We start from the raw sequence: 14,013 nt of genomic DNA on the forward strand, positions 1-14,013 counted from the left end.
CATAAAAAGAAGCACCGGTTCCCACATATCCGATCATTGTAAATGCAATTTTATATTAACCGCTAATTGCTTCAACTCGGCTGATTGAATTTTTAAATTCGCCCGTTCATAGGCTGTTAATTCTTCTATTCCGTTACGCTTTTTGGCAATCTGATTGAGATTTGCAGCTATGTGATTAAGCATTGCAGTTAATTGTAAAACCTCCGGCGGTAATGCTTTTTCACGCCTGTCAATTTTACCGTTCAACGCTATTTCCCTCATGTATTCTGATGTAGACACATCTGCACTTTTTGCTTTTGCCACAATAACACGCCTTTCATATGCGCTACATTTTACTGGTATTAGTTTATCTTTTTTTATAGCCTTTCTAGGACGGCCACCTTTATTTTTTGTTGATTTTTCTTGCTGCTCCATAATCTTTCCTCCTTGTTTTCACGAATCCGCCGATAGGCGGGTTCGTCCCCATGAATGCGATAGCATGAATGGGCCAGCGTTTTGGTATTACCAAAACATAGCTGGCTACCCGAACGTCAAAGCTTCCTGTCTATCTTTTGGCTTTGCTTTTGGCTGTGCTGGTGATGAATAAGCCAGTCGTTTAAATCTTTATAGTTTTGATAGAAATCACTTCGATCTATATACTTATCTCGGTCCCATTGTAAAGCCTGTTTTGTGCATTTCATACCGGCGATATCTCTGTCTAAAATCAAATGAAGCTGGTTGTATTGTTCCATCAGGGAGCGACTTTTTTCAAAAAAAGAAAGGGAGTTTAGTACAAGGCAATTTGTCAGTGGGGCTGTTAGATTTTTATTGACGGTGCAAAAAGAAAGGAAGCTGAAAAATCCTTCAAACACCGCAACATCGTCAGTCCGGTTATCTACAAAAGTTACATCCTTTGGGGAACTGCTACCCTTAAAATTTTCGTTTCGTAACTCGTAGCCACCGGCTTTATTTTGAAAACCGATCACCGTATGCTTTTTGCCATACAAAAGAAAATCAACTTCCTTACAAAAGCGGTTGGCTATTTCCAGCGGGATGCACCTTTTATTCAGGTAATTTAAAAGTTCGATTGCAGTCAGGGGGCGGGAATCCAGCACAACAATTTTGCTTTCTGTGGTCTCTTTCTTTTCACCAGCAACACGGGAATTGGCACCCGAAGGATTGCCTGAAATAGTAGGCGGGTGAAAAGAAAGAACCGGGCGGGTGTGGTACTCCGACAAACGATTAAGCAATTCATTAACGGAACATTTGTGGTATAGTGTTCCGAAATCAATGAGGTCGCCTCCTTTGCCTAAACCGTGGTCATACCAAATTTGCTTTTCCCGGTTCACTTTAAATGACGCGGTTCTCTCTGTCCGCAACGGAGACAAGTACCGATAATCGTCGTTGTGTACTTTCTGTGGCGAATGGTTTAAGGAAGCCAGATAATTTACCATATCAATCTGTTTGGCATCATCACAAGTAAATTGTTTCATACTTCACGTTTTTCAGATTCTTTGAAAAGATTAGGTTTCTCGCGCTTAGGTTTTGGAGATCTTTCGTCTGTTCCGTCTTCAGATTTTCCCACCTCCCGACCAAAAATTCTGGGATTGCTTAACCCATTATTGCGAATACTGTCCTTTAAATCGAGCCATAACCGGATGTTATAATCAGCCAGCTCTTGTAATTCTTCCGATGTTAATTTGTGTGGGTTCGAAACGGTGGCATAAGTCTTCCCACCCATTTGTTCTTCAAATAGAGAAAAGATGTTGGGCACAAAGCCCTCTCCAATCTCAAGGGATTTACTAATAAAAAAGCTATTCCCATGCAACTTGATCTGCTTTCCAGTGCTTAACAGGAAAGTCTGTCTCTTAAACTCAGCCATAAGGTTGATTTTTAAATTTGTTAACCAATAAATGTCTGTCTAAACCAAGGCTAGGTATTAGGGTAGTGTGAAAACGAACATCATTTTTCGGCTACTCGGTCGGTTTGAGGATCAATAAATGGATGCCGGCGTTTCTGTTTCAGATAGTCCATTACCTCAGAGCGCAGGAAATAAACGCGACCTCCCTGTTTATGGAAGGGTAGCCCCTGTTTCATCCACTCATGTAAAGTGACTAGGGAAACGCGGAACATATATGCTACTTCCTTGCGGGTAATTAGCGGTTCATCTTCAGGTTTGTTTGCAGAAGGAGGTGTTTTTATGGGCGTGTTTTCCAGGCATTCTTTCACCGCCTCCCTGATCCACCGCCGAAAATCATTTTCATTAGGAATAAATAAAGTGTCCATAAAAATTTGTTTTATGGACGTAATTTGAGTTAAGAAACGAGGAAAGTCAATGATGGATGAGTCATGGAATTTTTGAGATTGAAGATTAAACGATTATGCAAGATTAAGGTGGGTTAGAGACCTTTATTAACTATAAAAATACTCCTGCAATGCAGCCTCAAGCTTCTGAACTTTAGGGTTTTTGTTTGGAATACTCTCGTCTGCCTTTTTAATATCTATCTTCTGAATACTGTTATGCTGCTTAGATTTGAATGGTTCAAAATGCAGCCGAAGAATGGCAGCAATATCAGTATCAGAGAATCTTCTGAATAACTGCTCTGCCTTGGCTTTTTCAGGAGGAGCCTGGACATCTTTGAGCAACTTGAAAAGTTTAATAACCTTAACCAGGTGATTCTGGTTATTCAGTTCTATGTTCCCCGTAACATAAGAATCGGTTATAGACAACATACGTTCCTCTGTTCCCGACAGGATCAGCTCAATACGATCACTTAGCTTTTGGGATAGTGTTTGGGCTATATTTTCAATTTCTCCCAGGTTAACGCCACTTGCAAACGGTAGCATATCCTGAACTCCCTGTTTAATCTCTTGTTGCAAAGCTATCTTTTGAGCTGATTTTAGTTCCTGCTGTTTTTCAGCCACCCATTCCTGGGCAATCTCCAATTTCTGGGACCGCGCCTGGCCACTCTTCTGCTTCAATCTGCCAGAAATCTCATGCTGAAGGAATTTTAAAAAACCATGTTTGTCAGAATATGCCGAAAAATGAAATTCAAGATAATCTGGTATATGGCCATGAATATATTGATTCAGCTTATTAAAGAACTCGTTATAATACCGACGGCCAAAGGGTTCTCGTTGAAAATATAAAAAATGATTATCATCTTGGAAATCACCAATTTTATATTGAAAGTATGGGATGAAAGAGCCCGGTGTGTTGTAATTGCCCGAACGACCAAACAGGTCTGAAATCATGTTACGGAGGAACAAATTGGAAAATAGTCTCTTTCTTATGTTCATGTCTATAGGTTATCGGTTTAAATATTATCTGAAATTACCGGATCCCAAGATTTCCTTGAAGTTAATTTTCTAAAAAAACTCAACCACATAATAACATTATGTAAATATTATTTGCGCATTTGAAAACAAGCCTTTAATTTTACTACATAATAATATTATGCAAATATGGCGAAATTTCAAGCTTATAGCGACATTTTTTCTGGTTACTCTTTTCGTAAATCACTGGAAATCAATGGAACAAATGGAATTGGAGTAATTCAACTAAAAGATGTGAATACGTCAAGTGGTGAAATAGATTATTCAAACTTGGCAACTACACCCGAATTTCATGGATCGGATAAATACTTTTTGAAAGATTATGACATATTATTAATTGCGAAAGGCAATACCAATAAAGCTATTCTTTTTGAAAGTAAAAAGTATTCTCTTCCAATACTCCCGGCCGGAGCCTTTATAGTTATTAGACCCATTAAAGAATATGTGGATTCACTTTATCTTTGGTGGTATCTCAATTTACCTGAGTCACAAGAATTATTTAAGATTTCACAAGTTAAAACTACAGTCCATAACCTTTCTATCGATGATTTAAGGCATTTTGAGATAAAGGTTCCGACTTTGTCAGCACAACGACTAATTGGAGAAACATATTTATTTCGTCAGGAAGAAATGCAATATGCAAAAGAACGTGACGAAAAGTGGGCAATTTTAATAAATGAAAAACTCAAAAGACTATTATAGTAATATTGTCGGACAGACAACGGCCAGCCAAATGGCTGAACTAATTTTTTGGGAGGCTGCAAACAAATTAAGAGGTTTCCTAAGCGCAAATGAATACCCACCCTATATCCTATCTTTTTTCTTCTTTAAATACATCAGCGATCTCTGGAAAGATTCATTACTTGAGAAAAATAACAACGAGCTAAAGCAAGGAAATAATTTGCCTATTTGCCGTTTTATTATTCCAAAAGATACAGACTTTGATACGGTTAGAAAACTTAGTTTACATCCCGAATTTGTAAATTATTTTCATGTTGCGCTACGAGAAATAGAACTCGCTAATAAAGATAAATTTGAAGGTATTTTTTCTTCAATAGGATACGATGCTGCCATGAGCTTTAAAGATAGAAATTCGTATGTTTCTATCTTACACTCACTATTAGACTTTTTTTCTGATTTTAATTTTCAACCTTCTGTGGAAAGCAATGATACCATTGCCCAGTGTTTCGAATTACTTTTGGAAAAAATCAGTTGGTTTGAAGGGAAAAAAGGCGGATATACTAATACGCCATATGAGGTAAGTGCTTTATTAAAATTATTACTAGAACCACAGGAGCAAGATACAATTTACGACCCTGCTTGTGGTTATGGAGGGTCGCTTGTTCACTTTGGGAATTGCCAAAATAAAGGGGTTAGATTACATGGTCAAGAAGTAAATCAAGAGACTTATAATATAGCAAGGATGAATATGTTTATTCATTGTTTTGATGACGCAAATATTCAACTTGGCGATTCAATTAACGACCCTAAATTTATAGCACAAAATAACCTTAGTCAATTCGATATAGTTGTATCTACGCCTCCGTTTTCAATTAGTCACTGGTGGAGGAATGGCCTGGACTATCGCATGTTTAAATGGGGGATGCCCCCAGAAAACAAAGGTGATTATGCATTTATCTCACACATGTTAACTGCTTCTACAAATCAGAAAGGTCGCATTGGAATATTAGTAAGTCACGGTACATTGGTCAGAAAAGGACAAGAGCAAGAAATTCGAAAAGGAATAATAGAAGATAATCTATTAGAAGCCGTAATAGGTTTGCCAGCAAACCTGTTAACAGCAACTACCATTCCAGTAGCCGTATTACTATTTAATAAGAATCGTGGAGACAATCAAAATATTTTATTTATTAACGCCAGTAATGAATTCTACCAAAACCGTAGAAAGAATATTCTTTCATCTGAAGGCATCGAACGTATAGTTTCCACATATAACGCTTTTAAACAAGATCCTTCAAAAAATAGTTTAGCGGTTGTGAACGGCTTTAGTTCTGTTGTTTCACTAGAAGAAATTGCACAAAATGAATTCAACATCAACTTGGAACGCTATGTACACATTAAAGATGAAAAACAACCTGTAGATATAGAAAAACTTGCATCAGAGATTTCTCTACTAGATATTAAATTAAAGGAATTAAGAACGAAAATATTGAATAATTTATCCCTTTGATGGCATACACTTTTCACCTGGTTCTTGACTCGAACTCAAAATTCAATTTATACTTATATAGATCTCCAACGGTAATTGGATAAATCAAATAATTGAAGTTAACAAGGCTGCATATCTTTTTGTTATTGGACAGACAACAATTCCTATTTCACTCAAATAGCCCATTTTTTGCAACTTTCTTTTATATCTGCAAAGATTTGGCCGATAAATGTTTAATGCTACCGACACCTCAGTTGCTGTAGCATAGTTATTTAATAAAAATTCGTAAACTCTTTTCAATTCACTTCTATTGCTCTTAATTTTCATGATAATCAATTTGTTTTTCAAAATTGTTTAATCATGACGTTTGAATAAAGTGAGAAATTATAGGTACACCCCATCCAAAACCTGTTAATTCATTGACTTACAAACACATAGTGTAAGCTAAAAACAGGGTACAGTACGGTACATTTGGGCTATTTAAAATATTTTTTCAAAAGCTTTTTATGTTCAAGTCGCGCTGCTTTCTTGCTTCCTGCTAACTGAACTGCAATTTCATTACCATATCTCAACATTGCAAATGCTGCTAGTGATTTTATTCTACTTTTTTTATGTTGAAAAAGAAAAAAATTGTGATCTAAAAGAAGCTCACAAAAAGCTGCACATCCGATTTTGTCGTCTCTTTTCTTCCAATTTTCAATTTTAGTTGATAACTTTTTTTCTATTTCTTCTAAACGATTTATTAACTCATCCTTAATGAATGAATCTATTGTACCAACATCCTTTAATTTCCAAGATGATTTCTCTTTTTCAAAAAAAGTTTTATCCCTATTTAATTTATCACGCTCATCTAGTAAGTACAACAAAAAATTTTCCTTAGTCAGCACCTCTTTATAATTAATCTCTAAAAAGTCTCGATTCTTACTTTTTTCTAATAACCAGGCATTAAATTGATAATTATGCAAGGCGCGCAATGCCTCCTTTTGCGCTGCATTTTTGTAAGTGATTAGTTGGTATAATATTGCATCTTCGAATAATTTATCAAAGGATTGGTAAGAGACATCTTTTCTTAATTGATTCTGCAAGAAATTAATATACATAGCAAAGCCAACTCCAGTTATAATCCAATTCACTATTATCTGCTCAAAATCAAAATTAATTGGAACAACTCCTGTTAATTTCCCTGATTTTTCTATCAATTTGTTATTTGCTTCTAAACACTTTTCTTTTGCATCTTTTATTAATTGTTTTACTTGAGGATTATGCCCTTTAAGTAAATAGTTGTACGCAATTGTAGCATATTGCGCTACATTAAATGGTTTAACAAGTTCGCCTTCATTACATCCAATTTGAATTTCAAAGGGATTTCGAACATTTTTCGTCCAATCATTTATTTCGTTTTCAATAAACTCTTTTGAAATAATAAAATTTGTTGCCACCGAATACCTGTTATGATAGTCCAAAATTAACTTGTCGTATTCCCTATTTTTTTCCTTAAGATCAAGTATTCTTTTTTCCTGAATTAGTTGACAGTCTCTTATTTCTTCTAATCTTTTCATCCACCGTACTTGTACCTCAACAATAATAAATTGCCATTGGTCTTTTGTCGGGAAATATTGGAGTTGGTCATTGACTCGCAATTGATAATTAGCCCTTGGATGCCACATCGCATCTATATGTTTATTATTCTTATAATCTAAATACAAATTAGCTGTAATAAATTTAGCCCCGATTTTGATACCTCTATGTCTTCTTGGTAAAATAACTTCGTAATATATATCCTGATGTTTTGAAATGAAATCTTTGATGTTTTTTATTCTTGTTGCAAGCACATCAAGTAAACTCAAAGTTCCTTTGGTCTGCCTGTCTAAAGCACTCTCATATAAATTCAAAGAAGATCCGATAATGTATTCATAAGTCTTACTTTGTGCTTCTTGTATTTTATTTATAACCTCATATGTTATTTTTCCCATTGACTCAAGTTCTAAATACCTCTCACTATCATTTGCTAAGAACTCCCCATCGAAGCCGATTTCCATACAGATCTTATTGTTTACCCAATCTTCAAAGGTGTAATTCATGGTTAGCATTTAATTTTTTCTGATACTAAAAATAATATTTTTCATTCATCCAAAATTAACTGCTGCCTGGAGCTTGCTATACCATTCAGTAATAACATTAAAAAGGCTGAATAAATTAATATTCAGCCAATAGAATTTGTAATATAGTGACTTGTGCATGCCTAGTAAAATCTGATATTTGTCTCTAATTTACCTTTTTCTGATTAAAACATATATCTGGTAATTGATGCCTTTTATATAAACAGTGGCCTTCACTCATTTGGAGTATTTACACTTTTGGTTTAACAGCGGGGCGAAAGCTTCCTTTCAGTAACGCTATTTTTTCCTCTTTCACACAGACAGAGACTATTTGGTAACAGCTTACGATATAAAATAAAAACGAACAAACTAAAAGAAGCATAAAGTATTATTCCATTGCAATCTGCAATACTAAATCTTGGATAACCGGGAATAACTTTTTGTACAAAACTTTATTTTTTTTCGGCACATCTTCCTCTTCAATTCCAATAACATAAATTAAGGATTCCGAAATTTCGAGTGCTGTACAAATTTTATTTAAGGTTTTTGTACCTGGCCTTTTACCATTCTCAATTTGTGATAAGGCAGCTTGCGTAATACCTGCTCCTCTAGCTAATTCTTCTTGACTTAGCTTTTTCCGTTTACGAACATTCTTAATAGCCTTACCTAAATTCATTTAATATTTCTGGTATTTTAATTGATATATCCAATAGATGAAGAAGTATAACGGCTGCCTCCAAATTTTTATTCTTCTTGATTTCCCTAATAGCTTCTTCAATAGCTTTCTTGTGATTTTCACTCAGTGATGTATCATTATTATGCAAATCCTGCAAATATTGAATAGTTTCTATTTTTTTCATGTGTGATGATTGTTCTTAACAATGGGTTACAATTTTTAAATTTGAACACATTGTTATGGCTTGGACAATCATCCATATTTTTGAATAGAAATCTTATTTTGTTTCTGAAAAACTGACGAAGGTCTAATACATAACAAGAAACCTTCTTTTTTCTTAATACAGCCAACAACTTTCTAATTACCTGAAGTTGCTTTCTAATAACTGTTATTATATTTTTTTTTGTCAGCAGGTATCGAAACTAAATCTCTACAATCTAATACTGTGACACAACCTACAATTATAGCGTCAATAGCGTGATGCCTGGACACTAGAGACTTTTTTCTATAATTTGTCAATTTCTCTATAAAATCACGCTTCAAAAAAGCATAATTAAATATCTTCTCTATGTCAACAGGATAGTGGGCTGTAAATGTACAACCTGAACCTGTTGGCATTGAAATAAGAGAGTATTTAAGGCTCTGCTTTAACCTCCTATAGTATTTCGAATAACTATCATATTCGAATTTTTCGGCTTTCTTAAACTTAAAAGTTTCGGCAGTTTTACCCACGGCAATTACCATTTCATCAAAAAACTTATCTATATCTACTTTTTTGAGTTTTACAATCCGTGCCATGTAACAAAGATAAGCTTATCCAAATTATAACCAAAACAATATATTTATTTCGTCATTCAATTTACTTATGTTATATCTAATTGTGTATATCGTATAAATGTTAGGTTTTACTTTCCTTTATTATGGGATATTGCCATCAGAATCTTTCTTAAACGCCACTAACTTCTGCGAATACTCCTTCTTCACCGTCTTTTCAAAACTATCCAGGTAGTTTTCGGTGGTTTTAATACTCGTATGGCCCAAAGACTCCTGGATAAACTCAGTACTTACCCCTGACCGTTTCATAATAGTTGAAAAAGTATGTCGTGCAACGTAAGTCGTGACGGCCTTTTCAATATCCAGCTTCTTTTTGATCTTGCGCATCCAATCATTAAGAGCCTGCACAAATAATTCTATCAACTCAACCTGGCGCAGTGGCGTTATGTCGTGCTGAAGGACAGGAAATATATAATTACCTGGACGTTTGTCCTTGGTACTCCAAAAATCAATGATCTGCTGCATGTCTTCTGTTATATAAACCGTAATAGGCTTAGGAGCTGATCGGGTGGCGTTTTCCGTTTTGGCTCTTTCAAATGTGATGTAATCCCCGTCAATGTTCTTATACTTTAAATGGGCTATGTCAGTTGGGTTTATGCCGTTAGCGAAATAGGAAAACAGCCAAAAGTCCTTAGCTTTCCGCTCTTCCAAGCAAATAGGCTCATAGTAATAAATTTTGCCAACGTCTTCCAGGGTTAACGCCTTTTTTATATTCCTTGAGGCTGGTGGTTGGTACTTGCGTCTTCCGAACGGATAGCATTTATCTCTTTTAATGATTCCCAGAAAAATTGCCTCATTAAATAGCGTTCGCAAAGTTCTGGTGTAAATACCAACCGTCGTTTTGGAATAATCCTGCTTCAGCATCCAGTCTTCAAACTGCTTTAGAAAAGCTACATCAATCTGCGTAAACCGTACATTTCCGCGAAACCGGGAAAATGTCATATAGGTGGTCTGATAGCTGGCCGCTGTTCTGATTCTATGTTCTTCCAACAGCTTGCGGATATAATAAAGGGTAGTGGCCAGCACCGTATTAGGCTCCGGTTCCGGCAACTTAAGAATAGGGAAGCGATTGCCATATTCTTCTATATTAAACTGATTGGTGACCGGTACGGCAGAAGCTTTGATGGCATTTCGCTGGTGAAATAAAGGATTTCCTAAAATATAGTCCTTTTCAAAGTCCTCATAGGTAAAAGGATCGAGATCCTTTGCCACTTTACTGGCTGTAGATTCAATTTCCTTCAGCTTATCCTTAACCTCCCTTAACCAGTCACTTACCCGGGAGGCACCTAATTTTTTATAGTCCTCGCTGGTAAGGTCAAATACTGTCTGGTATTCCTGGTGCTTCCGGTTACAGGTTACCCGCAGCTTTACAGGATAAGTTTTCGTTTTCTTTTTGATCCTCCGGGTGTCCAAAAACACATTCGTTGTTACGTTCATACAATGAAAATTTTACGATTCACAAATCCCACCTACCCGAAAATTTTCAAACAATTTTCAAACAAACGGCAGTTAAACGCTCTTTTTCTGCATTTCACTGAAATTAGAGAAAACTGTATAATTATGTGAATATTAAACGATTAAGCTAAAGTTGATTAACCCTGATTAAGCTAAAAAAAGCGGATAATCGGGGCTGTTAATCAGAGGGTCTCAGGTTCAAGTCCTGAAGGGGGAGCAGAAAATCAATCACTTAAAAGGTCGCCTCTCGGCGGCCTTTTTGCATTTTTGCCAGTAATTTGCCAGCAAGTGGGCATACCATGTGCCTTTACCTTCGTCTTCTTTCGGCAGGTAGTTATTTCAACTAACAACTTCAGGTGTTTTTTAACTACATTTCTATTTGCATTCGTAAACGGTAAGAGCTTAATCTTTTGCCTGCCATTGAAGAAGCGGTGGTAAAGATGGCCTTCTGCACGGCTATGAACTATTCAAAAAGTACAGCTCTGTGAAAACGTTTAGCATGGGCACTAATTATCGAAGTGTAAAAATTGTAATTTCACAACAATTTGTCATTAACGTTATCAACTGAATTCTTGAAAACCGGATTAACCTTCACCCTGGCACTCCTCATCTACAACCTCCTATATGGTCAGTCTGTAGCGGATACTATTAAAAATATGGATACCGTTACAGTAGCCAGACAAAAGCAGTTAATTAATGGAGTGAACAGGCTTACATTAAGCGCAAAGCAGATAGAACTGGTACCAAAGATAATGGGGATAGCAGATCCTTTAAAATCAATACGCTTTCTTCCTGGTTTTGGCAATGGGGGCGATGCCAATTCGGGTGTGCAGTACAGAGGGCTTCCCTCAGGAAGCAATGGCTATTTTTACAATGGGGTCCTTGTTCATAACCCAAGCCATCTTTTCGGATTATTCCCTTTATTCAATAATAACGTTGTTGAAGACCTGAAGATCTACACGGGCGTTGTTCCGGGAAAGTATTTTGGGAAATTATCGGGCTACATTGATATAAATAGCAACTGGCAAGTCAGAGATACTACCCTTATAAAAGCAGAAGCCTCCCTGGCTCACCTGGGCGTAGGCGCCAGAATTGAACGGGACTCTAGTCAAATGATGGAAATATTCTGGAGGAATACCTTTATGAATAAAACACTGTGGCCTGTATTACGTAAAACGGGAAAGGATTTAGAAGGTATGAACTATGACCTATTCGACTTTAACATGAACGCCAAAAGGGTTTTCAACAAGAGTGAGATAAAAGCCTTCTTATACCTGGGCAGAGATAAAGCTATGTTTGATCTTTATGAGCAGACGGCAAAGAATAGTATGGATTGGGGAAATCTGGTTATGGGCATAACTCATACTGCTGATCTCCGGCAATATCTGCAATGGGAAAATAATATAGGATATTCAAAGTACAATACCCGTGTTGCATTTGATCTCTATGGCGAAGAGTTTGCGCTATTCAATCATCAAAAAACCTTAAGCATTAATTCTACACTGGCGTATCGAAAATCGCGCCGCTCGTTGGAAACAGGCTTCCTTTATATGATGGATGATTTAGGCACTACCCTTCAGAATGAGGGGCAGCCTGCTCAATCTGGTGGCAATATCCGGTATAAAAGTAATCAGCATTTATTTAAGTATTTTTTGAACGCTAAATCTCCATTGTCGGAAAAAATTGAACTGGAAGGCTCACTGAATCTTTCTACAGTTTCAGCTGTTGAACGCCTGTTTTTTATTAATCCGGCACTTTCAGTATCCTATCTGATGGATGCAAGGAATTCTTTTTTCTGTAGTTTGTCGATGGCTTATCAGCCAATACACCAGGTTGGCCTTACAAATATTAACCTGCCTGTTGATTACGTAATTCATGCCAACCGAAATCTTTCTGTTTCAAAGATCCGGGAAGCCTCCGGCGGATACCGTTACGCAGGGGCCAGCATCGAATACAGTGTAGATGTTTATTACAGATGGCTGTCTGGCTTAAAAGAATTTAACGGGAACATCATCTCTTTAAATGAAAGCAATGATATTGCCAGTGGAGTAAAAAATGGTAATGGGGTTACTTACGGAGCCGATTTTTTTGCCAGATTTATTACCACCCGCAATTACTTCACAGTAAACTACTCCTATTCAAGAAGCTTCAGGAAATTTGATGCAATCAATAACGGAGAATGGTATAAATATATTTACGACCGGCCGCATAATTTAAGTATTGTGAATTCCTATAAAATGACTCCGAAAATAACTTTCTCAGTTAGTTTCATGTACAATAGCGGAAGCGCATATACTCCCACCATAGGGATGTATTATTTTGGCAATTCCGTATTGGCGGAATATGGCGCCAAAAACAGTGCCCGGATGGCTGCCTATCACAGATTGGACGCAAGCGTAAACTGGCTTTTGAATAAAACCCGCAAATGCAGGCAAACCCTGGGTATTTCAATTATCAATGTCTACAATCGCTCTAATCCAATTTATATATACCAAAGTTATGACCGGGATTTATTTCAACAGAACAATGCCTTTAAAATGATTCAAAAAGATGGCGCAAGTTTGCCCCTGTTACCTGCTCTTACTTATTCATTAGAACTGCTATGAAAAAATTACTATTAACAATCATTATAGGTACGGCATTTTCTGCATGCATAAAGGAAGCTGCCCAAAAAGAATTTGACCCTAAGTTTGTAGTTGAAGGTGTTATTGAAAATGGAGCAGTTCCTGTGGTGAAAGTAATGCACAACATCCCCACTAACTTCATTATCGACGAAGAGCAACTGGAAGCTCTTATTGTGCGTTGGGCAACCGTAAAGGTCTCTGGCGCAGGAGAAGAAGAAGTGCTGACATTGACGCGCAACGATAAAGTTTTCCCTTATTTATTTTATGTTGGTAATTCTCTGAAAGGAAAGGCAGGTCAGAAGTACAAATTGGAAGTTAAATACAACAATGATGTTCTTCTTTCCGAAACAGAGATCCCACTTTATAAGCCTGCAATAAAAAACATATCATATGAATGGATTGACCCGGAAAGAGCTCAACCTGTCGTAAATATTGACAATGCAAATCCGGAAGCCAATTATCTTTTGTTTACGAAGTTGCAAACCCAACATGAGTTCTATGCAACTACTCCCAGAGGGATCAGGGCTATTGATCGGGCCGGCAAAGAATTTACTGTATCATTGATGAGGACCCGATCGATACAAGACACCATGAACTCTTCCAGATATTATAAAAAAGGTGATGAAATAGCAATAAAGGTATCTAATGTTTCCGCAACTAGTTATTCTTTATGGTCTGCGGTTTCGCAACAAGGTCTTGCACTTTCATTTCTGAACTACTCCTCTGATTTTTCTGGTAATATTGAAGGGAATGGTATCAATGGTGTTGGCATCTGGTATGGCGCCAATTCTTCGGTTGACAAGCTGATTATTAAATAAAAATGCCATCACGTTTTGCGTG

14 protein-coding genes are annotated in these 14,013 nt (G+C 36.6%); 4 read left to right on the forward strand and 10 right to left on the reverse strand.

The window, feature by feature from the left end:
• Positions 1–33: 33 nt before the first annotated feature.
• The 5 genes from GGD38_RS16220 to GGD38_RS16240 form a co-directional block, all read right to left on the reverse strand.
• A complete protein-coding gene (locus GGD38_RS16220) occupies positions 34–414 on the reverse strand; it encodes a mobilization protein (RefSeq protein WP_375297291.1) in 381 nt (126 codons plus the stop codon).
• Positions 415–530: 116 nt separating this feature from the next.
• Positions 531–1,472, reverse strand: coding sequence for a CHC2 zinc finger domain-containing protein (locus GGD38_RS16225; RefSeq protein WP_375297292.1), 942 nt, complete (start codon positions 1,470–1,472; stop codon positions 531–533).
• Positions 1,469–1,861, reverse strand: a complete 393-nt coding sequence (locus GGD38_RS16230) for a hypothetical protein (RefSeq protein WP_375297293.1) — start codon at positions 1,859–1,861, stop codon at positions 1,469–1,471. Before GGD38_RS16230 ends, GGD38_RS16225 begins: the two co-directional genes overlap by 4 nt.
• Before the next feature lie 80 nt (positions 1,862–1,941).
• Positions 1,942–2,265: a helix-turn-helix domain-containing protein gene (locus GGD38_RS16235; protein WP_375297294.1), complete on the reverse strand. Its 324-nt coding sequence runs from the start codon at positions 2,263–2,265 to the stop codon at positions 1,942–1,944.
• Between the two features lie 126 nt (positions 2,266–2,391).
• On the reverse strand, positions 2,392–3,279 hold the full coding sequence (locus GGD38_RS16240; protein ID WP_375297295.1) for a hypothetical protein: 888 nt from the start codon (positions 3,277–3,279) through the stop codon (positions 2,392–2,394).
• A 165-nt stretch (positions 3,280–3,444) separates the two neighbouring features.
• Here GGD38_RS16240 and GGD38_RS16245 point away from each other — a divergent pair, with 165 nt between their 5' ends.
• Positions 3,445–4,017, forward strand: a complete 573-nt coding sequence (locus GGD38_RS16245) for a restriction endonuclease subunit S (RefSeq protein ID WP_375297296.1) — start codon at positions 3,445–3,447, stop codon at positions 4,015–4,017.
• Entirely contained in the window at positions 3,992–5,506 is a 1,515-nt protein-coding gene (locus tag GGD38_RS16250; protein ID WP_375297297.1) for an N-6 DNA methylase, read from the forward strand. The genes GGD38_RS16245 and GGD38_RS16250 overlap by 26 nt, the downstream gene beginning before the upstream one ends.
• A gap of 455 nt (positions 5,507–5,961) precedes the next feature.
• Here GGD38_RS16250 and GGD38_RS16255 read toward each other — a convergent pair whose 3' ends face one another.
• The 5 genes from GGD38_RS16255 to GGD38_RS16275 all read right to left on the reverse strand — a co-directional run bounded on the left by GGD38_RS16255 (position 5,962) and on the right by GGD38_RS16275 (position 10,531).
• On the reverse strand, positions 5,962–7,566 hold the full coding sequence (locus GGD38_RS16255) for a hypothetical protein (RefSeq protein ID WP_375297298.1): 1,605 nt from the start codon (positions 7,564–7,566) through the stop codon (positions 5,962–5,964).
• 406 nt (positions 7,567–7,972) lie between these two features.
• Positions 7,973–8,260, reverse strand: coding sequence for a helix-turn-helix domain-containing protein (locus GGD38_RS16260; RefSeq protein ID WP_375297299.1), 288 nt, complete (start codon positions 8,258–8,260; stop codon positions 7,973–7,975).
• Positions 8,247–8,444 carry a hypothetical protein gene (locus GGD38_RS16265; RefSeq protein ID WP_375297300.1) on the reverse strand — a complete coding sequence of 66 codons (198 nt, stop codon included), beginning with the start codon at positions 8,442–8,444 and terminating at the stop codon, positions 8,247–8,249. Before GGD38_RS16265 ends, GGD38_RS16260 begins: the two co-directional genes overlap by 14 nt.
• Positions 8,445–8,638: 194 nt before the next feature.
• Positions 8,639–9,058 carry a hypothetical protein gene (locus tag GGD38_RS16270; protein ID WP_375297301.1) on the reverse strand — a complete coding sequence of 140 codons (420 nt, stop codon included), beginning with the start codon at positions 9,056–9,058 and terminating at the stop codon, positions 8,639–8,641.
• A gap of 120 nt (positions 9,059–9,178) precedes the next feature.
• Positions 9,179–10,531, reverse strand: coding sequence for a tyrosine-type recombinase/integrase (locus tag GGD38_RS16275; RefSeq protein WP_375297302.1), 1,353 nt, complete (start codon positions 10,529–10,531; stop codon positions 9,179–9,181).
• Positions 10,532–11,121: 590 nt separating this feature from the next.
• On the opposite strand from GGD38_RS16275, the gene GGD38_RS16280 reads away from it, so the two are divergent.
• Complete coding sequence (locus tag GGD38_RS16280; RefSeq protein WP_375297303.1) at positions 11,122–13,155, forward strand: TonB-dependent receptor plug domain-containing protein; 2,034 nt, start codon at positions 11,122–11,124, stop codon at positions 13,153–13,155.
• Positions 13,152–13,991 (forward strand): DUF4249 family protein, encoded by an 840-nt coding sequence (locus GGD38_RS16285; protein WP_375297304.1) that lies wholly within the window; start codon positions 13,152–13,154, stop codon positions 13,989–13,991. Before GGD38_RS16280 ends, GGD38_RS16285 begins: the two co-directional genes overlap by 4 nt.
• Positions 13,992–14,013 lie beyond the last annotated feature (22 nt).

It is taken from the genome of Niastella sp. OAS944, from assembly GCA_024809215.1.
In the GTDB taxonomy this organism is placed as follows: domain Bacteria; phylum Bacteroidota; class Bacteroidia; order Chitinophagales; family Chitinophagaceae; genus Niastella.

Coding starts and splice junctions, on each gene's coding strand:
- GGD38_RS16220 (WP_375297291.1), bottom strand. CDS start 414: ATGGAGCAGCAAGAAAAATCAACAAAAAATAAAGGTGGCCGTCCTAGA.
- GGD38_RS16225 (WP_375297292.1), bottom strand. CDS start 1,472: ATGAAACAATTTACTTGTGATGATGCCAAACAGATTGATATGGTAAAT.
- GGD38_RS16230 (WP_375297293.1), bottom strand. CDS start 1,861: ATGGCTGAGTTTAAGAGACAGACTTTCCTGTTAAGCACTGGAAAGCAG.
- GGD38_RS16235 (WP_375297294.1), bottom strand. CDS start 2,265: ATGGACACTTTATTTATTCCTAATGAAAATGATTTTCGGCGGTGGATC.
- GGD38_RS16240 (WP_375297295.1), bottom strand. CDS start 3,279: ATGAACATAAGAAAGAGACTATTTTCCAATTTGTTCCTCCGTAACATG.
- GGD38_RS16245 (WP_375297296.1), top strand. CDS start 3,445: ATGGCGAAATTTCAAGCTTATAGCGACATTTTTTCTGGTTACTCTTTT.
- GGD38_RS16250 (WP_375297297.1), top strand. CDS start 3,992: ATGAAAAACTCAAAAGACTATTATAGTAATATTGTCGGACAGACAACG.
- GGD38_RS16255 (WP_375297298.1), bottom strand. CDS start 7,566: ATGAATTACACCTTTGAAGATTGGGTAAACAATAAGATCTGTATGGAA.
- GGD38_RS16260 (WP_375297299.1), bottom strand. CDS start 8,260: ATGAATTTAGGTAAGGCTATTAAGAATGTTCGTAAACGGAAAAAGCTA.
- GGD38_RS16265 (WP_375297300.1), bottom strand. CDS start 8,444: ATGAAAAAAATAGAAACTATTCAATATTTGCAGGATTTGCATAATAAT.
- GGD38_RS16270 (WP_375297301.1), bottom strand. CDS start 9,058: ATGGCACGGATTGTAAAACTCAAAAAAGTAGATATAGATAAGTTTTTT.
- GGD38_RS16275 (WP_375297302.1), bottom strand. CDS start 10,531: ATGAACGTAACAACGAATGTGTTTTTGGACACCCGGAGGATCAAAAAG.
- GGD38_RS16285 (WP_375297304.1), top strand. CDS start 13,152: ATGAAAAAATTACTATTAACAATCATTATAGGTACGGCATTTTCTGCA.